The sequence below is a fragment of the Streptomyces griseomycini genome (assembly GCF_014203535.1).
Taxonomy (GTDB): domain Bacteria; phylum Actinomycetota; class Actinomycetes; order Streptomycetales; family Streptomycetaceae; genus Streptomyces; species Streptomyces griseomycini.
Genome location: NZ_JACHJI010000002.1, coordinates 197,963 through 216,208 on the forward strand (window position 1 = coordinate 197,963; position 18,246 = coordinate 216,208).

At 71.9% G+C, this 18,246-nt stretch carries 15 protein-coding genes and 1 tRNA gene; 5 read left to right on the forward strand and 11 right to left on the reverse strand.

Annotated elements, in window-relative coordinates; genetic code table 11:
- Window positions 1-176: 176 nt before the first annotated feature.
- From FHS37_RS05440 to FHS37_RS05450, 3 genes are all read right to left on the reverse strand, one after another.
- A complete protein-coding gene (locus FHS37_RS05440) occupies window positions 177-1,994 on the reverse strand; it encodes a tetratricopeptide repeat protein (RefSeq protein ID WP_184817889.1) in 1,818 nt (605 codons plus the stop codon).
- A gap of 224 nt (window positions 1,995-2,218) precedes the next feature.
- Window positions 2,219-2,292, reverse strand: a tRNA-Met gene (locus FHS37_RS05445).
- A 56-nt stretch (window positions 2,293-2,348) separates the two neighbouring features.
- Complete coding sequence (locus tag FHS37_RS05450; protein WP_221499455.1) at window positions 2,349-5,273, reverse strand: UPF0182 family membrane protein; 2,925 nt, start codon at window positions 5,271-5,273, stop codon at window positions 2,349-2,351.
- Between the two features lie 164 nt (window positions 5,274-5,437).
- Here FHS37_RS05450 and FHS37_RS05455 point away from each other — a divergent pair, with 164 nt between their 5' ends.
- Window positions 5,438-5,980, forward strand: coding sequence for a PPA1309 family protein (locus tag FHS37_RS05455; protein ID WP_245005411.1), 543 nt, complete (start codon window positions 5,438-5,440; stop codon window positions 5,978-5,980).
- 21 nt (window positions 5,981-6,001) lie between these two features.
- Here the strand turns inward: FHS37_RS05455 and FHS37_RS05460 are convergent, their stop codons facing one another.
- The 4 genes from FHS37_RS05460 to FHS37_RS05475 all read right to left on the reverse strand — a co-directional run bounded on the left by FHS37_RS05460 (window position 6,002) and on the right by FHS37_RS05475 (window position 9,239).
- Complete coding sequence (locus FHS37_RS05460) at window positions 6,002-7,096, reverse strand: YlbL family protein (protein WP_184817891.1); 1,095 nt, start codon at window positions 7,094-7,096, stop codon at window positions 6,002-6,004.
- A gap of 100 nt (window positions 7,097-7,196) precedes the next feature.
- Window positions 7,197-7,361 carry a hypothetical protein gene (locus FHS37_RS05465; RefSeq protein ID WP_184817892.1) on the reverse strand — a complete coding sequence of 55 codons (165 nt, stop codon included), beginning with the start codon at window positions 7,359-7,361 and terminating at the stop codon, window positions 7,197-7,199.
- 189 nt (window positions 7,362-7,550) lie between these two features.
- Window positions 7,551-8,009: a molybdenum cofactor biosynthesis protein MoaE gene (locus FHS37_RS05470; RefSeq protein ID WP_184817893.1), complete on the reverse strand. Its 459-nt coding sequence runs from the start codon at window positions 8,007-8,009 to the stop codon at window positions 7,551-7,553.
- A 117-nt stretch (window positions 8,010-8,126) separates the two neighbouring features.
- Window positions 8,127-9,239 carry an SDR family oxidoreductase gene (locus FHS37_RS05475; RefSeq protein WP_184817894.1) on the reverse strand — a complete coding sequence of 371 codons (1,113 nt, stop codon included), beginning with the start codon at window positions 9,237-9,239 and terminating at the stop codon, window positions 8,127-8,129.
- A 192-nt stretch (window positions 9,240-9,431) separates the two neighbouring features.
- On the opposite strand from FHS37_RS05475, the gene FHS37_RS05480 reads away from it, so the two are divergent.
- Both FHS37_RS05480 and FHS37_RS05485 read left to right on the forward strand, forming a co-directional pair.
- Entirely contained in the window at window positions 9,432-10,877 is a 1,446-nt protein-coding gene (locus FHS37_RS05480) for a zinc-dependent metalloprotease (RefSeq protein WP_184817895.1), read from the forward strand.
- On the forward strand, window positions 10,874-11,395 hold the full coding sequence (locus FHS37_RS05485; protein ID WP_184817896.1) for an NUDIX hydrolase: 522 nt from the start codon (window positions 10,874-10,876) through the stop codon (window positions 11,393-11,395). Before FHS37_RS05480 ends, FHS37_RS05485 begins: the two co-directional genes overlap by 4 nt.
- Before the next feature lie 60 nt (window positions 11,396-11,455).
- Here FHS37_RS05485 and FHS37_RS05490 read toward each other — a convergent pair whose 3' ends face one another.
- The 4 genes from FHS37_RS05490 to FHS37_RS05505 form a co-directional block, all read right to left on the reverse strand.
- Complete coding sequence (locus tag FHS37_RS05490) at window positions 11,456-12,211, reverse strand: AIM24 family protein (RefSeq protein WP_184817897.1); 756 nt, start codon at window positions 12,209-12,211, stop codon at window positions 11,456-11,458.
- A gap of 17 nt (window positions 12,212-12,228) precedes the next feature.
- Window positions 12,229-12,909, reverse strand: a complete 681-nt coding sequence (locus FHS37_RS05495; protein ID WP_184817898.1) for an AIM24 family protein — start codon at window positions 12,907-12,909, stop codon at window positions 12,229-12,231.
- 12 nt (window positions 12,910-12,921) lie between these two features.
- Complete coding sequence (locus FHS37_RS05500) at window positions 12,922-14,697, reverse strand: TerD family protein (protein WP_184817899.1); 1,776 nt, start codon at window positions 14,695-14,697, stop codon at window positions 12,922-12,924.
- A gap of 147 nt (window positions 14,698-14,844) precedes the next feature.
- Window positions 14,845-15,441 (reverse strand): M48 metallopeptidase family protein, encoded by a 597-nt coding sequence (locus tag FHS37_RS05505; protein ID WP_184817900.1) that lies wholly within the window; start codon window positions 15,439-15,441, stop codon window positions 14,845-14,847.
- 218 nt (window positions 15,442-15,659) lie between these two features.
- Between FHS37_RS05505 and FHS37_RS05510 the strand changes: the two genes are divergently transcribed.
- Together FHS37_RS05510 and FHS37_RS05515 are read left to right on the forward strand one after the other, a co-directional pair.
- Entirely contained in the window at window positions 15,660-16,874 is a 1,215-nt protein-coding gene (locus FHS37_RS05510; protein WP_184817901.1) for a TOMM precursor leader peptide-binding protein, read from the forward strand.
- Entirely contained in the window at window positions 16,867-18,234 is a 1,368-nt protein-coding gene (locus FHS37_RS05515) for an ABC1 kinase family protein (protein WP_184817902.1), read from the forward strand. The genes FHS37_RS05510 and FHS37_RS05515 overlap by 8 nt, the downstream gene beginning before the upstream one ends.
- The last annotated feature ends 12 nt before the right edge of the window (window positions 18,235-18,246 follow it).

Below are 18,246 nucleotides of genomic sequence, written 5' to 3' on the forward strand. Positions count from 1 at the left end.
CCCGAGCGGCTCGCGGCAACTCGGGCCGCACGGCCTGGGGCCGTCCACGGGCAGCACCGGCCGCACGGGGCCGAAGCCGCCGGGACGTCCCGGCCGCACGGGGCCGAAGCCGCTCGGGCACACGGCGGGACCCGCGCCGGATCGTGCCGTCGCTCGCCGAGCGGGCGGTCTCACGGTCAGGCCGACAGTTCCTGGCGCAGGGCGTCACGGAGGCGTGTGGCGCGCTCCGTGACCGCCTCGGGGCCCAGGGCCGCCGCCCGGTCGGCCCAGCGCTGGCCCTCGGCGAGCTCACCTCGTCGCGCGTAGACCAGCGCGAGGCGCAGGGCGGCCCGGCCGTGTCCGGCGTCGGCCGCGCGGGTCCACCAGACGGCCGCCTCCGGCTCGCTGCCCTCCCGGGCCAGCAGCAGGCCCAGGTTGAAGGCGCCGTTGCGGGAGCCGGCCTCGGCCGCCTCCCGGTACCAGCGCGCCGCCTCGACCACGTCACCGCGGGCCGCGGCGAGCATGCCGACGCGCACCTGCGCCCGGCGGTGCCCCTGGGAGGCCGCGCGCTCGTACCACTCCTCGCACTCGCTGCGCCGGTTCACCGGCTCCCCCAGCTCGTGCGCGGGTTCGGGCGGCCGACGGGCGTCCAGCACCGTCGCCAGGCGGTACGCGGCCTCCGCGCTGCCGCCGCCCGCCGCGCACCGCAGGAACCGCTCCGCCTCGCCCTCGTCGCCGTCCCGCAGGCGCGCCATGCCGACCTGGAGCGCCGCATCGGTGTGCCCGGCGGACGCCGCCCGCTCGTACCAGCGCAGCGCGGCCTGCTCCTCGCCCCGGCCGGCGTGCAGGATGCCGAGGTTGAAGGCGGCGTCCACGCTGCCCGCCTCCGCGGCCTTGGAGAACCACGGCTCCGCGCCCGCCCGGTCCCCGGCCCTCAGCAGCAGGATCGCCAGCGCGTTCGCCGCCTCGCGGTGACCGGCGTAGGCGGCCCGGCGGTACCACTGCTCGGCCTGCTGGTTCCGGCCCTGCTCGGCGCAGAGGAGCCCGAGGTTGTACGCGCCGTTGTCGTCACCGGCGTCCATGGCCGCCCGGTACCAGCGCTCGGCGGTCTGGGTCTCGCCGCGCTCGGCGTGCAGCGCGCCCAGCGCGTTGGCGGCGTTGCCGTCCCCGTCCTGCGCGGCCCGCAGCCACCACACGGCGGCGTTCTCGGTGTCTCCCGCGTCACGCAGCAGGAAGCCGAGCGCACAGGCGGCCCGCGCCTCGCCGTCCTTGGCGGAGGTCAGGTACCAGCGGCCGGCCTCCTTGAGCTCGCCGCGCTTCTCCAGGATCGCCCCGAGGTGCAGCGCGGCCCTGCGGTGCCCGCGCGCGGCGGCCTGCCGGTACCACTGCTCGGCCTCGTCCACCAGCGGGGCGCCCTCGTCGTCGGTCTGCTGCGCGGCCTTGCGGTCCAGGGCTCGTGCCAGCCGGTACGCGGCCTCCCGGTGCCCCCGCTCGGCGGCGGCCCGCATCCAGCGCTCGGTGCCGGCCGCGTCCCCGCGGTGTTCCAGCAGATCGGCGAGGGCGTACGCGCCGAGGGGGTGGCCCTGCTCGGCGGACTGGCGCAGCCAGTACTCGGCGGCGGGCTCGTCACCGCGCTCACGGTGGTGGCGGCCGAGCGCGTGCGCCGCGGCGGCGGAGCCGGCGACGGCGGCGATCCGCCACCATCCGGCGGCCTCGTCGGCGTAGCCCCGCTGGTGCAGGAGGACACCCAGGTTGTTGGCGGCGGCACGGTCGCCCTCGGCGGTGGCGGCACGCAGGTGGGGTTCGGCTCCGTCGAGATCACCGCGGCGCAGCAGCATGGCGCCGAGGACGCTCATCGCCTCGACGTCACCGGCCTCGGCGGCAAGCCTCTGACGCAGCTCCTCGACCGCCTCGTCGGCGACGTCCCCCGTCTCGTCGCGGGGTTCCTCCCGAGAGGAGGTCTGCACAAAACGCCCTGTCTGGTACAGAGTTGCCTTGTCCCCCATAACGTCCATCGTCGCACCACCTGCAACCCGGGTACACCTGGTATACCGCAGCCAGTGAGGTCACTTCAGCGTTTTGTCGACATGCCCACAGAGAGACAAGTCAAACACAGATCCCCCAACTCCCGTCGGCGGCACGGCCGTCGCCCGCCCGGGGCACATCCGTTCGCACACCACAAAGGCCCGGACTCCTTGCGGAATCCGGGCCTTTGCCGTCGCAGACTGCACGACTTCAGTAGCGGGGACAGGATTTGAACCTGCGACCTCTGGGTTATGAGCCCAGCGAGCTACCGAGCTGCTCCACCCCGCGCCGTTGTGCTGCAACCGTAGCACGGCGCGGGACGGAGCGTTCGGCCGGCCTGCTCGCTAACTGCTCGGGCTCGCCTCCGGACCGGGACCGCCGCCCCCGCCCCCTTCGGCCGCCTGGGCCTCCTCGGCCCTGCGCAACGCCTCCTCCAGGTCCTTCTGCGCCTGGCCGTAGGCCTCCCAGTCGTTCTTCCTCAGGGCCTCCTGGCCGGCCTCGAAGGCCTCCTGGGCGTCGTTCAGCGCCTCCTGGACCGTGGGGTTGTCCGACGTCGGCGGTGGCGTCGTGCCCTCGTCCTCGCCGGTTCCCTCGTCCTCGCCCGACGGCGGCTCGGTGGTCGAGCCCTCCGCTCCGAAGACCTTGTCGAGGGCCTGCTCGAGGGTGTCCTCGAAGGCGGTCTGGCCCCCGTAGGTCACCAGGACCTTCCGCAGCAGCGGGTACTTCAGCCCGCCACCGCGCACGTAGACCGGCTCCACGTACAGCAGTCCTCCGTCGAGGGGGACGGCCAGCAGGTTGCCGTACTCGACCTCGGAGTCGCCGCCTCTCAGCAGCCTGATGGACTCGGCGATGTCCTGTTCGGAGTTGAACTGGCTCTGGATCTGCTTGGGGCCGGCGGCCGTCGTGCTCGTCGGCAGTTTGAGGACTCTGATCTTGCCGTAGTCCTCGGTTCCCGCCTCGGCGTTGACCGCCATGAACGCGCTGAGGTTGTCACGGCCGTTCGGGGTGAACGTCGTGGTGAGCGAGAAGACCTGTTCCTGCTGGTCGGGCATCCTCATGCTCAGGTAGTACGGCGGCACCGCGTCGCCCGTCTTGTTGGTCGGGTCGTCCGGCACCTGCCACACCTCGCTGCCGCTCAGGAACGTCGTGGCGTCCTTCACGTGGTAGCGGGTGAGCAGCTCGCGCTGCACCTTGAACAGGTCCTGCGGGTAGCGCAGGTGCGCCATCAGGGAGTCGGAGATCTCGCTCTTTGGCTCCACCGTGTCCGGGAAGGCCTTCATCCACGTCTTGAGGACGGGGTCCTGGGTGTCCCACTGGTAGAGCTTGACCTCACCGCTGTACGCGTCGACGGTCGCCTTCACCGAGTTGCGGATGTAGTTGACCTGGTTCTGCTGGGCCACCACCGCGCGCTGGTCGTTGGTGGCGGTCAGCGAGTCGGCCGTGGTGTCGCCGAGCGTCGTCCGCGACGAGTACGGGTAGCCGTTGGTGGTCGTGTAGGCGTCGACGATCCACTGGATCCGGCCGTCCACGACCGCCGGGTAGGCGTCGCCGTCGATGGTCAGCCACGGGGCGATCGCCTCGACGCGCTCCTTGGGCGTGCGGTTGTACAGGATCCGCGAGCCCTCGCCGATCGCGCCGGAGTACAGGATCTGCGGTTCGCTGAACGCGAGCGCGTACGCGGCCCGGTTGACCGGGTTGGCCAGGCTGACCCCGCTGTCGCCCTCGTAGCTGTACGTCTTCTCGCCGCTGTCGTCGGAGTAGTCGATCTCCTTCTGGGGACCGCCGACGATCGAGTACGTGGTCGTCCGCTCGCCGTAGTAGACGCGCTGCTCGTACGTCCCGAGGTCGCCCTTGGACGGCAGGTCGGACTCGGTGAACTTCGGGCGGCCGCCGGAGTCGGCGCTGGTGCCCTCGGCGGCGACGACACCGTATCCGTGGGTGTAGCGGAAGTGGTCGTTGATCCAGTTCCGCTTGGGGATGCCGTCGAGGTTCAGCTCGCGCAGACCGATGACGGTGTCCTGGTCCTTGCCGTCCTCGGTGTACCGGTCGACGTCCAGGTTGGTCGGGAACGCGTAGTAGTTCCTGATCTGCTGGAGCTGCTGGAACGTCGGCGAGACGATGTTCGGGTCCATGATCCGGATGCTCGCCGTGTCGGTGACGTCGTCCCGCAGCTGGGTCTTGTCCTCGGTCTGGCCGGTGCCCGGGTAGTCGGTGACCTTCGAGTCGTCGATGCCGTAGGCCTCACGCGTGGCCTTGAGGTTCTTCTCGACGTACGGCGCCTCCTTGGCCTGCTCGTTCGGCTGGACCTGGAACTTCTGCACGATCGCCGGGTACAGACCGCCGATGAGGATCGCCGACAGCACCATCAGGCCGAAGCCGATCACGGGCAGCTGCCAGGTGCGCCGCCACAGGGTGGCGAAGAACAGCAGCGCGCAGATCACGGCGATGCAGAAGAGGATCGTCTTGGCCGGGAGGTAGGCGTTGGCGTCGACGTACCTGAGGCCCGTCCAGCTGTCGGTGGCCTTGAAGTCGCTGGACTTGACCGCGAGCCCGTACCGGTCGAGCCAGTACGCGACCGCCTTCAGCGCGACGAAGACGCCGAGGATCACCGACAGGTGCCCGGTGGCCGCGGCCGTGGCGCGCGCGCCCGGGCTGGTGATGCGCAGCCCGCCGTACAGGTAGTGGGTGAGCGCGGCGGCGATCAGCGCCAGGATCGTGGCGGCGAAGCCGAAGCCCAGCAGGAACCGGTACCAGGGCAGGTCGAAGGCGTAGAAGGAGACGTCGAGCTTGAACTGCGGGTCCTTCTCCCCGAAGGACACGCCGTTGACCCACATCAGCCAGGTCCGCCACTGGCCCGACGCCGAGGCGCCGGCGATCAGGCCCACCAGCGCGGTGATGCCGAGCAGCAGCCACTTCTTGTACGGGGCGATGCCCATCCGGTACCGGTCGAGGTTCTGCTGCTCCATCGACATGGCGCTCAGCGGCGGCCGCATCCGGTGTGCCAGCCAGATGTTGAAACCGACCGCGAGGGCCATCAGCAGACCGAAGACGAAGAAGAGCCCGATCTTGGTCCACAGGGTCGTCGTGAACACCGACGAGTAGTTGACCGAGCGGTACCACAGCCAGTCGGTCCAGAACCCCGCGAACATGGTGAACACCATGCCGAGGACGGCCAGGACGCCCAGTGTCATGAGCAGGGTCCGGACCCGCCGGGACGGGCGGCCCACTCTGATCCGTGGCCCTGTCGGGCCTCCGCCGCGGTCCGGCATCTGGAAAGCCAAGGTAGGCACCTCGAAGTTCGCTGTCGATTCGTCAGGCCCGCGTTTTCCGGGGGCCGGGTGCGGCCCCCCTGATCGCGGGCCCACACCTATGCAACTTACTCACCCTTTACTCGGTTCCCGATTCCGGCCAGGAACGAGAGAGGATTGTGACCATGTCCAACACACCCATGGCGGCGAGCCCGCTCACCCGGGCCGTGCTCGAGATCGACGAGTACGTCTCCGGCCTCGGCTGGGACCAGCCCGCCCGTCTCTTCGCCCTCGTAGACACCGCCCGGCTGCGGGCCGAACAGCCCTCTCTCGCGGACCGGCTCGGTCTGGGCGACGAGCAGGAGACGACCGCTCTCACCCCGATCGAGCAGGACGAGATTCCAACGGGCAAGCCGCTGGACGAGTTCCTGGGCACCATCGCCTGGCCCGACGCGGTGACCGGCTGCGCCCTGACCGTGGAGCGGCTGATGCTGCCGCCGTCCGCGGAGGCCCAGGTCCCGGAGGACCTGGACGAGGCCGCGCTGACGAAGTGGGTGGCCGCCCACCCGGAGCGCCAGGAGGTCCGCATGACGGTCGCGGTGCTGCGGGACGGCGCCCGCGAGTCGGCGCTCCGGCTGCGCGAGAAGGACTCCCCCACCGAGGTCCTCACCGGTTCCTCACTGGTGCCGGGCCTGGCCGAGGCCCTGGCGGCGACGTTCGAGGAGTAGCCGTCCCGGTCGCCGGGCCGGTCAGGACGCCGCGCACCTCGGCAGGTCGGCGGTGTCGCCGGAGCGGATGTCCGCCAGGGCGCCCAGGGCGTCGTCGATGGTGTCCACCTTCACGAGGGTGAGGCCCTCGGGGGTGTCCCTGGCGGCCGCCGCGCAGTTGTCGGCGGGCGTGAGGAAGTACTGGGCGCCCTTGCCGCGCGCGCCGACCGTCTTCATCTCGATCCCGCCGATCGGCCCGACCTTGCCGTCGTCGTCGATCGTGCCGGTGCCGGCGACGAACGCGCCGCCGGTCAGGCTGCCCGGGGTGAGCTTGTCGTAGATGCCGAGCGCGAACATCAGGCCCGCGCTCGGCCCGCCGACGTCGGCGAGCCTGATGTCAATGGTGAACGGGAAGGTGTGGTCGGTCCCGGCGGAGATCCCGACGACGGCCCGCTCCTCACCGCCGTCGTCGGAGGTCGTGGTGGTGATCGTGACCTTCTCGGTCCTCGTCGCCGTCCGGTTCTCCTTCTCGGCGGCGGCCTGCTCCTTGGCGGGCACGATCGTGAAGACGACGTCCTCGCCCGGCTTGTGCTCGGTCACCAGCTCGGCGACGTCGGCCGGCTCCTTCACCGTCTCGCCGTCCACGGCCTTGATCACGTCACCCGCGTGCAGCTTGCCCTCGGACGGGGAGTCCTTGACGACCGACGAGACGATCACCCAGGACTTCACCGGGACGTCGAGTTCCTTCAGGGCCGCGACCTTGGCGCTCTCCTGGGACTGGCTGAACTCCTCGGCGTTCTCCTGGGTGGACTCCTCCTCCGTCTTGCCGTCGGGGTAGAGGGTCTCGTGCGGCACGACCTTGTTGTCGTGCGCGAGCCATCCGTAGACGGCCTCGACGAGGTTCATCCGGTAGTCGGCGCTGGTGACCCGCACCGTGGTCATGTTGAGGTGACCGTCCGTCGGGTAGGTCTTGCGCCCGGAGATCTGCAGCACCGGCTCGCCGTCGTGCTCACCCAGCGTGTTCACCGTCGGCCCCGGGGACATCTCCGCATACGGCACGGGGATGAACACTCCCGCGCACAGGAGCGCGATCAGCATCAGGGTGGAGGCGAGCATCGTCGCGGTGCGGCGTGGCATGCCTCGACAGTACGGGACGTGCCTGTCAGCGCACCGTCAGGGCCGCCCGGACGGGCGGCCCTGCGCACGCCGTATGCCGTGACCTGCTGTTCTCCGGCCGTCAGCGGTTCGGCTGCGGCCTTTCCATGGCCTCGCGGAAGCGGGCGTAACCGATGAGTTCGGGTCCGTCGCTCCGCACCTTGCGGGTCCGGTTGGCCCAGCTTCCCCACAGTCCCGCACCTATCGCGGCCACAAGCGGAATCAGCAACCAGGCAAGCGCCGCCATGCCGACCTCCCAACCCCATGAGCGTCCGCAACTGACTGATCAGCAGATTAACCATTCGCAGTGACAACGCTCACGCCAGGGGTGCGGTTACGCAACCGGAATCCCGTCACCCGACCGCCACCCCTCAACGACGGCGCTACGCGCCGACCCGCCCTCCCGTCACCCGACCGCCACCCCTCAACGACGGCGCTACGCGCCGACCCATTCCTCGGTCCCGTCCGAGAAGCTCTGGTGCTTCCAGATGGGCACCTCGTGCTTGAGGTCGTCGATCAGCTTCCGGCAGGCCTCGAAGGCCTCGCCCCGGTGCGGGCACGACACGCCGACGACCACGGCGAAGTCGCCGACCCGGAGGTCCCCCACGCGGTGGACGGCGGCGAGCGCCCGTACGGGGTACTCGGCGGCTACCTTCTCGGCGATCCGCCGCATCTCGTCCTCGGCGCTGGGGTGGCACGAATAGCCGAGCGCGTCGACGTCGGCGCCCCCGTCGTGGTTGCGCACGGTCCCCACGAACAGCGCCGTCCCGCCGGCCGCGTCGTCCCCGACCGCGCGGAGGATCTCGTCCACCGACAGCGGTGTGTCGCGGATCGCGATCAGCTTGATCGGGTCCTGTGCGGCCTGCTCACCCGGGTGATCGTGCGTGGATGCCATGCCCCCATCGTGCCGCACCGCGGTGACGACGCGGAACAGAGCCATCGCCCAGTACGCGCGCGTGCCGGTTCGGAGCCTCCTACAGGAGACACGACCACGCGGCCCGGCCCCCGGCGGTCAGATCCGCCGCCGGGCCTTCCGCGCCCGCCGCACCACCGCCGCCGCGCCCAGCAGGGCCACCGTCGCACCCGCGGCGCCCGCCGCCGTCGCGTCCTTGCGCCCCAGCCGCCGCCCGGCGACCGTGTGCCTGCCGGAGACCTCCTCCAGCAGCTCCGCGAGCACCTCCTCGTTGGTGTACGCGGGCCGCCACCCGGCGTCGTGCAGCCGGCTCCCGCTCACCACCCAGGGGTACATCGTGTACGCCAGGTCCCCGGCCGGGGACGGGGTGAGCCCGATCCGGTGCAGCCGGGCCGCGGCGCCCAGCGCCACCGCCGACGGCAGCTCCATCCGGCGGATCCCGCTAAGCTCCTCGACCTCCTCCTGCTCCAGCCACCCGTCGCAGCCGACGGCCAGCTCACCGTCGACCTTCTCCAGCACGGCGTACTCCAGGGCGCTGCACAGGTCGTCGACGTGGCAGAACTGCCACGCGGGCCGCGACCCGGCCACCACGAGCAGCCGAGGCGACTCGAAGTACCTGGTCAGCGCGGTGTCGGTGCCTCCCACCAGGACCGCGGGGCGGACGACGGTGACGTTGAGCCCGGGGTGCGCCCGCGGCGCCCGGCGCGCGAGCCGCTCGACCTCCAGGAGGTCGCCGACACCCGTGGCCTCCGCCGTGGCCCGAAGCTCCGCGTCCTCGGACAGCGGCAGCTCGTTGTCGGGCAGCGCCCCGTAGACCATCGTCGAGGTGCACAGCACCACCCGGTGCACCCCGGCGGCCGCGGCGGCCGTCAGGACGGTCTGCGTGCCGCGTACGTTGTAGGCCGTACGGGCGGCGGCGTCGGTCTCCAGGTCGAGGTCGAGCGCCAGGTGCACCACCACGTCGGCCCCGCGCAGCTTCTCCGCGATCGCCGGATCCCGTACGTCCAGGATGTGCCACTGGGCCTCGGCGCACTCACCGCGCCGCTCGTCGATGGCGACGACCTGCTTGATCTCGTCCGAGGCGGCGAGCCGCCCGGTGAGCAGCGCACCGACGCCGGACGCGGCACCGGTGACCGCGACGACGGGCCCGCGCGCCGCGGGACTGCTTGACTTGTTTCGCGCTGCGCGAACCTGCGGATCTGGGGAACTCACCGGGCGTCTCCAGCGGTTGTCTTCTGTACGGGCGCAAGTGACGCGTACGTACCAGGTGGCATCCATCCTGCCGCAGGCCTTCGGTCGGCGAAGCACCGAGGCCCGAACCGTCTCAGGTGTCTACGCTGGGTGGTGTTGTCGGGCAGCCGTGCCGCCGGAAAGAACCGGCGGCCCTACCAGCCGAGGAATCCCGTGAGTGACACCCCATTCGGATTCGGCCTTCCGCCGGAGGAGCCGGACGACGGCGACGAGGGCAAGAAGAAGGACCCGCAGAGCGGCGGTGGTCAGGGCCCGGCCAACCCGTTCGGTTTCGGCATGCCCGGAGCCGGAGGCTTTGGCGGCCCGGGCGCGGACAATCCGTTCGCCGCGATGTTCGGGTCCCTGAACCCCACCGACCTGGGCGCCGCGTTCCAGCAGCTCGGCCAGATGCTCTCCTACGAGGGCGGCCCGGTGAACTGGGACATGGCCAAGCAGATCGCACGCCAGACCGTCGCGCAGGGCACCGCGGGCGGCTCGAAGGACGCGAGCGTGGGCCCCGCCGACCGCAAGGCCGTCGAGGACGCCGTCCGCCTGGCCGACCTGTGGCTGGACGACGCCACCTCCCTGCCGTCGGGCGCGCACTCCGCCGTGGCCTGGAGCCGCGCGGAGTGGGTCGAGGCGACCCTCCCGGCCTGGCAGGAGCTGGTCGACCCGGTCGCCGAGCGCGTCGGGAACGCCATGGGCGACGTCCTGCCCGAGGAGATGCAGGCCATGGCCGGCCCGCTGATCGGCATGATGCGCTCCATGGGCGGCGCCATGTTCGGCACGCAGATCGGGCAGGCCGTCGGCGTGCTGGCCGGGGAGGTCGTCGGCTCGTCCGACATCGGCCTGCCCCTCGGGCCGGCCGGCCGGGCGGCGCTGCTCCCGCTGAACATCGAGACGTTCGGCAAGGACCTGGGCGTCTCCCGGGACGAGGTGCGGCTGTACCTCGCCCTGCGCGAGGCCGCCCACCAGCGCCTGTTCGCGCACGTCCCGTGGCTGCGCTCGCACCTGTTCGGCGCGGTCGACGGCTACGCGCGCGGCATCAAGGTCGACACGGCCAAGCTGGAGGACGTGGTCGGCCAGTTCGACCCGCAGAACCCCGAGCAGCTGCAGGAGGCCCTCCAGCAGGGCATGTTCCAGCCGGAGGACACGCCGGAGCAGAAGGCCGCCCTGGCCCGCCTGGAGACGGCGCTGGCGCTCGTCGAGGGCTGGGTGGACGCGGTGGTGCACGCGGCGGCGAAGCCCCGGCTGTCGTCGGCCGACGCGCTGCGCGAGACGCTGCGCCGCCGCCGTGCCTCGGGCGGCCCGGCGGAACAGACGTTCGCCACGCTGATCGGCCTGGAGCTGCGCCCGCGCCGGCTGCGCGACGCCTCGCGCCTGTGGGCCTCGCTCACCGACGCGCGCGGTGTCGACGGCCGGGACGCCCTGTGGGCCCACCCGGACATGCTGCCGACGGCCACCGACCTGGACGACCCGGACGGTTTCGTGCACCGCGAGCAGATCGACTTCTCCGAGCTGGACAAGATGCTCGGCGAGGCGGCCGGCAAGCCCGACCTCAGGAAGAGGGACGACGGCGAGGGCGGGAGCGACGAGCACAAGGGTGACGACACCGAGTGAGCCTGTACGACGACGCGGTCCTCGTGCTCAAGGGGTACGAGGACCAGCCCGAGCTGCGCCAGGTGTACCTGGACCACCTCGCGGCCCATCCGGACGGCATGTGGAAGGCCTGCGCGGACGGGCACATCACGGCGAGCGCCCTGGTGATCGATCCCGAGCGGGGCCGTGTGCTCCTGACGCTGCACCGGAAGCTGCGGATGTGGCTGCAGATGGGCGGGCACTGCGAGCCGGGTGACGTCTCCCTCCGGGCGGCGGCCCTGCGCGAGGCGACCGAGGAGTCGGGCATCCCGGGACTGACCCTGGTGCCCGGCGGCCCCGTGCGTCTGGACCGTCATCACACCCCCTGCGCCTGGCACCTGGACGTCCAGTACGCGGCGCTGGCTCCGGCCGGAGCGGTCGAGGCGATCAGCGACGAGTCCCTCGACCTGCGCTGGTTCCCGTACGACGAGGTCGCGGACGTGGCCGACGAGTCGGTCACCCGTTTGGCGGAAGCGACCCGGACGAGACTGGGCGTGTGACCACAGGGGTGAGGGGCGACCGCCGGGCGGTCGCCCCTCACCCCTGTGGTCCCCGACCGGTCAGTTCCAGACGTTGCCCTGGTTCTGACCGCGGGCGCCCTGCTGTCCCATGCCGTACTGCGCGGCGAGGCCCGAACCGATCTGGGCGTTCTGCGGCGGCAGCAGCTCGCTGGGCTGGACGAGCGCGAAGCCGCTGCCCATGAAGCTGAGCTCCCAGCCCTCACCGGTGTTGCCGCGGCGGCGCCACACCCCGGAGGAGTGCGTCTGGGCCTGCATCTGCACGCGCAGCGCGGTGGACCAGGCGACGATCGCGTCGGCGTCGCAGTTGACGTACTTGTCCGGCGTCACCTGCATCAGCAGGGGCATCCCCGAGGTCATCAGGGCGACCTTGCCGCGGCCGGTGATGTTGAGCTGGTACTTCCCGGAGCCGGAGATGCCGTACAGGCTGTCGACGGCGATGACCTCGTGGTGCAGCGAGGAGTCCATCGCCAGCACGTAGCTGCTGTCGACCGTCAGCCCGTCCTGGTCCACCTCCATGACGTGGATGTGCTGGGCGAGGTTGGCGAGGTAGACCGTGCCCTGTCCGTGACAGCGCATGAGGTCGAGCCCCTCGCCGGTCCGCGCACGCTCGCGTGACTGGCCGTTGCTCTGGAACTCGGCGTCGAACTCGACGAGGCCCTGGTAGGCGACCATGGTGCCCTTGCGGGCCAGGATGTCGTCGTGGCCCTCCAGGGCGACGCGGAGCATCTGCTTGTTCTGCAGGCTCCAGCGCTCCTGGGTCTGCTGGTCGTTGTACGCGAAAAGCGGGCTCTGCATGGTGTGGTTGCTCCCCCTCAGCCCCGGACCCGGAGACGGTCGGTGCTGTCCTCACTGGGCTGGACGACGACGATGCCCTGGCCGGAGAAGGCCATCTGGTAGGCCTCCCCGCTGCCGCGGCCGATCAGCGACTGGGCCCGGAAGCTGCGCTTGCCCTTCACCTTGAGGTTCGGGGACCAGGCGACGAGGGCGTCCGGGTCGACGTAGGTCTCGTCGTCGCCACCGCCGCAGTCGACGACGATCGGCTTGCCGCGGGAGGTCAGCGCGACCCAGCCCTGCCCGGAGATCCTGGTGTTCCACAGGCCCTGTCCGGCGAACTTCGCCAGGCCCTTGACCCGCTCCACGCCCCACGTCAGGTGCGCGTCGAAGGCGAGCAGGTTGGTGGCGTTGACGGAGATGCCGTCGCCGTTGAGGTTGATCACGACGACGTTGGCGCCGTAGTCGGCGAGGTAGAGCAGGCCGTCGCCGGAGCACTTCATCAGGGGGGCGCCCTCGCCGGTCAGCCAGTCCTTGGCGATCTGGCGGACGGCCGGCGGGTTGGGCTCGTACTGGACGAACCCCTCGTAGGCGACCATGGACCCCACGCGCGCGAGGAGGTCGTTCCCGGTCTGCATGGCGACCTTCAGCATGTGGTTGCCGTGGTTCTCCATGCGGGCGGTGACGGGGGCGGGGGCGAAGCCCGCGAGTGGCTGGTTCATGACGGGCTCCCCTTAGATCTCGTACGGCTGGACGACGATGAAGTTGCCGGGCGCGCCCCGGAACTGGAGGTTGACGCTCTCCCCCGTGTCGCCGGGATAGGAGTTGCGGCGCATCCGCACCTGGCTGGAGACGACCACCTGGGAGGCGGCCGACCAGGCGACCACGGCGTTGCAGTCGGCGAACGTGGTGGGCGTCACCGGCAGCACCACGGGCACGCCGTGGGTCTTCACGACGACGGTGCCGGTCCCCTGGAACTGCATCGTGAACAGCGCGCCGCCGGGGATGCCGTGTCCCTCGATGCGGCGGACCTCGTACTGCAGGCTCTCGTCGAAGGCGAGGACGTTCTCGGCGGAGACGCACACGGCGTCGCCCTGGAGCTCGATCGGGTGCAGCATCGTGGAGTTCTCGGCGAAGAACACCTGGCCCTTGCCGGTGCAGCGCATCAGCTGCATCTCCTGGCCGGTGGCGTTGCCCACGATGCGACCGGTGAAGCCGGCGCCCTTGTAGCTGAAGTCGACCTTGCCCTGGTAGAGCACCATGCTGCCCTGCCGGGCCAGGACGGGCTGCTCGCCGACGCCGAGGTCGACGCGGACGAGCTTCTTGTTCTGCTGCGTCCAGCGCTGCCCGGTGGGCGTCTCCTTGAACTGCTGGAGCGCTCCGAGCACGCCCGGGCCCTGCGGGGCGGCTCCCTGGGGGGCGCCCTGGGGTGCCCCGTACGGCGCCGGCTGGCCGGGCATCTGTCCGGGCGGCTGCTGCTGTCCGTACCCGGGGGGCGGCGTCGGCTGACCGTAGCCCGGAGGGGGTGTCGGCTGACCGTAGCCGGGCGGGGGCGCGGGGGCCTGGGGCGCCTGCGGCTGTGCGGCGTAGCCCGGGGGCGGCGGGGCGGTCTGCCCCGGACCGGGCCCGTACGGCGGCTGCTGACCCGGCTGGCCGTAGGGCGCGGGGGCCGGGGCCGGGGGCGGCACCGGGGAGCCGCCGGGCGGGGTGTGCATGGGCGCGACGATGGTCGGCGCGGTGTGCACCGGCGGCGCCGGGGGCGCGGGGGCCGGCGGCGGGGTGGCGCCCGGCGGGGGCGCGAAGCCCTGCGCGACGGGCTGGGGGGCGGGAGCGGCCGGCGTGGGGGCGGGCGCGGGGGCCGGGGCCGGGGCGGGTGCGGGACCGCCGGCGGGCACCCCGAACGCGGGCGGCGCGGCGGCCTGGGCGGGCGGTGCGAAACCGGGCGCGGCCGCCTGCGGCTGCTGCGGGGCGGCCGGCTCGTCCTCGGCCACCTCGCCGCCGAAGTTCCTCAGCAGCGCGTCGAGCCCGCCGTCGAAGCCCTGTCCGACGGCGGCGAACCGCCACACGTCCTTGAAGTAGAAGTCGCCCAGCATCACGGCCCGCTCGGTGGAGAACTCCGAGCCGTTGAAGGGGTACCGGGCCACCTCCTCGCCGCCCGCGACGATGCGGATGTATCCGGGACCGATCTGTGACATCTGACCGGCGCCGTCGAGGGTCGCCGTGAAGGACAGCTTCCTGATCTGCTGCGGGATCCGGTCCAGCGTCACGCGGAAGGACTCCGTGTCGCCCGCCTGCGCGCCCAGGAGCTGGACGGACTCCTCGGGGGACTTCGGCTGGTTGTAGAAGATGAAGTACCGGTCGTCCGAGAGCCGTTCGTCGGCGTCCAGACCGAAGCAGCTGATGTCGAAGGTCAGCCCGGGCCCGGAGATCTGCACGCCTACGTACAGATCCGTGCCCGCCGTGAGGTCACTGATCCTGGCCTTGTGGCCGCGTTGGAATTCCCTGGCCATGCGTACGACCGTCCCCCATCCCGAATGTGAGTGCGTCGCGCCAGGCTAACGGCAAACTCCGACACCGGAAGAAGTCGGTGCGGGCAGTCGGTACAGACCCGGTACACAACGCGCGCGGCCCTGCGGCGCGGTCGTCCCGGGCGGGGCTCACTCGCCGCGGGCGGTCGGCACGTGGGGCAGCCGACCGGCCGCGGCCACTCCTTCGAGGTAGCCCCTGGCCCGCTCGGTCTTCGGGTACGCCTCCAGCAGTCGCCAGAAGCGGGGCCCGTGCCCGGGCACCAGCAGATGCGCCAGTTCGTGGCACAGGACGTAGTCGACGACGTACTCGGGCATGCCCTGCAACCGGTGCGACAGGCGGATGCTGCCCTCGGCCGGGGTGCACGAGCCCCAGCGCGTGTTCTGGTTGGTCACCCAGCGCACCGATACGGGGCGGGCCCGGCCGTCGAAGTACTGGGCGGACAGGCGCCGGGCGCGCTCGGCCAGCTCGGTGTCGCCGAGCGCCCGCCTGCTCTCCTGGGCGGCCAGCTTGTCGAGCATGACGCTCACCCAGCGCTGCTCCTCCGCCTCGGACATCCGGGCGGGGATGAGCACGACGGTGCGATCGCCCTCGCGGTACGCGGAGACCGTTCTGCGGCGGCGGGCGCTCCTGCGGACCTCGATCGCGCTCGCCCGTGAGCCGTTCGTCGGCTGGCTCGTCGTGCTGCGCTGTGACATTCCGGCGCGGTGCAGTGGGTCGGCGGGCACGCCCCGACGGTACCCGCTGCACCCGGGGAAGTCCCGGCTCCGGAACGGTTCGACGATGATCCTCCCACCGTGCGCCGGATTTATACGATGAATCTTCTCGCCTGTGGACAACTCTCGGCGGCGATCGGCCCGTGCGGGCATGCTGGCACTCGTCGACCGAGCCGCGAGTCGTCTCGGCCGCAGTACGGGGACGATCCAGGACGTACGGGGGACCTGTCATGCATCCGATGATCAAGCCGGCGCTCAGGCGCGGGTGGCGCGATCTTTGCACCGTGCAGTTCGGGATGACGCCGGCCCACGCCTTGACGCTGGGGCCGGTGGACACGGCCACCGGCAGCTTCCTCGACCTGCTCGACGGCACCCGCGGCCTCGAGCTCCTGCGTGAGGAGGCGCGGCGGATGGATCTGCCCGACGGTCACGTCGACCGGCTCGTGCGACGGCTGTCGCGGGCCGGGCTCCTGGACGACTCCCGGGGCGGCGGACCGGACGCCGACGCCCTGCGCGGGAAACGGGAGGTCCTCGACCGGCTGCGCCCGGACCTGGCCTCGCTGACCCTGACCACCTCGGGACCGGGCGACGCGCTCGGGCGGCTGGCGGCGCGCGGCAGCACGCGGGTGCAGGTGAGGGGTGCTGGCCGGGTCGGCGCGGTACTGGCGGCGCTGCTGTCGGGGGCCGGAGTGGGGGAGGTCGACGTGCGCGACGTCGGGCGGGTCGAGCCGTGGGACGTCGCGCCGGGCGGACTGCCCGCCGAGGCCGTCGGCGACCGCAGGGACGAGACGGCCCGCCGTGTCGCGCGCCGGGCCGCACCGGGCCGGCCGCCGCGCCGGACCGCCCGGTCACGGCTCGAGGAGGACTCCTCCGGCTTCTCCCTGGTCGTCCTCGCCCCACGGGACGACGTCGCCGTGCACGCGCCCGACCCGTCGGCCGCCGAGCCCCTGCTGTCCTCGGGCACTCCCCACCTCTACGCGGGTGTCGTGGAGGGAACCGGTGTGGTCGGTCCGCTCGTCCTGCCCGGCGAGACGGGCTGCGCGGGCTGTCTTCAGGAGGACCGCACCGACCGGGATCCGACCTGGCCGCGACTGGTCGCCCAGTGGCGTTCCGGACGGCAGCGCCGAGTGGGAGCATGTGACCTGACGCTCGCCACGACGGTGGCCTCGCTGGCGGCCGCCCACGCGCTCGCCTTCCTGGACGGCGGGGTACCGTCCAGCGCGGACGCCCGCTGGGAGGTCTCCGTCCCCGGTCTGCACTGGCGGGCCCGGCCGGTCCGGGCACACCCCGCGTGCCCGTGCGGAGCGGCGGAGAACAGTAAGGGAGAACACACCTCCGAGGACGGGCGGTCGCACGAGACAATGGCCGTGCACGAACCGTCGGAGGAGTCGTGCCGTATGACGGACGCGAAGCGGCCGGCAGGGACTTGGAGGGCGCATGTCTGATCTTCCCCGGAAGGCGGTCACCCGGACCGCCAAGCTGGCCGCGCTCCCGCTCGGCTTCGCCGGACGGGCCACCTGGGGACTCGGCAAGCGGATCGTGGGCGAGTCCGCGGAGATCGTCGGCCGTGAGCTGCAGCAGCGCACCGCCGATCAGCTCTTCAAGGTGCTCGGCGAGCTCAAGGGCGGCGCGATGAAGTTCGGCCAGGCCCTGTCGGTCTTCGAGTCCGCCCTGCCGGAGGAGGTCGCCGGCCCGTACCGCGCGGCCCTGACCAAGTTGCAGGAGGCGGCACCGCCCATGCCGACCCGTACCGTTCACGCGGTGCTCCGGGAGCGGCTCGGCGAAGACTGGCAGGAGCTGTTCCTGGAGTTCGAGGACAAGCCGTCCGCGGCGGCCTCGATCGGTCAGGTGCACCGGGGCGTGTGGCACGACGGCCGCGAGGTGGCGGTCAAGGTGCAGTACCCCGGCGCCGGCGAGGCCCTGCTGTCCGACCTGAACCAGCTGAGCCGCTTCGCCCGGCTGCTGGGCCCGCTGATCCCCGGCATGGACGTCAAACCGCTGATCGCCGAGCTCAAGGACCGCGTCTCGGAGGAACTGGACTACGGCCTGGAGGCCCAGGCCCAGCGGTCTCACGCCGAGGAGTTCGCGGACGACCCCGACGTCGTCGTGCCGGACGTGGTCCACCAGTGCGAGCAGGTGCTGGTCACCGAATGGATGGACGGCATACCGCTCGCGGAGATCATCTCGGACGGCACCGAGCACCAGCGCGACCGGGCCGGCCAGCTCCTGGCCCGTTTCCTGTTCTCCGGGCCCGCCCGCACCGGTCTGCTGCACGCCGACCCGCACCCCGGCAACTTCCGTCTGCTTCCCGGCGGTCCGGCCGGCGAGGACGACTGGCGCCTCGGCGTACTGGACTTCGGCACGGTCGACCGGCTCCCGGGCGGACTGCCCTCGCCCATCGGCGAGGCCCTGCGGATGACCCTGGACGGCGAGGCCGAGGCCGTCTACGAGATGCTGTGCGCGGAGGGCTTCGTCAAGGAGACCGTAGAGCTGGACCCCGGTGCGGTCCTCGACTACCTGCTGCCGATCATCGAACCGGCCCAGGTCGACGAGTTCACCTTCACCCGCGGCTGGATGCGCAGCCAGGCGGCCCGTATCGCCGACATCCGCTCGCCCGCCTACCAGTTGGGCAAGCAGCTCAACCTGCCCCCCGCGTATCTGCTGATCCACCGGGTGACCCTGAGCACCATCGGTGTGCTGTGCCAGCTGGGCGCGACGGTACGGCTGCGGGACGAACTCGAGGAGTGGCTGCCGGGCTTCCTCCCGGAGGAACCGGTGGCGGAGGAACCGGCGGCCCGGGCATGACACGCGCCGCTC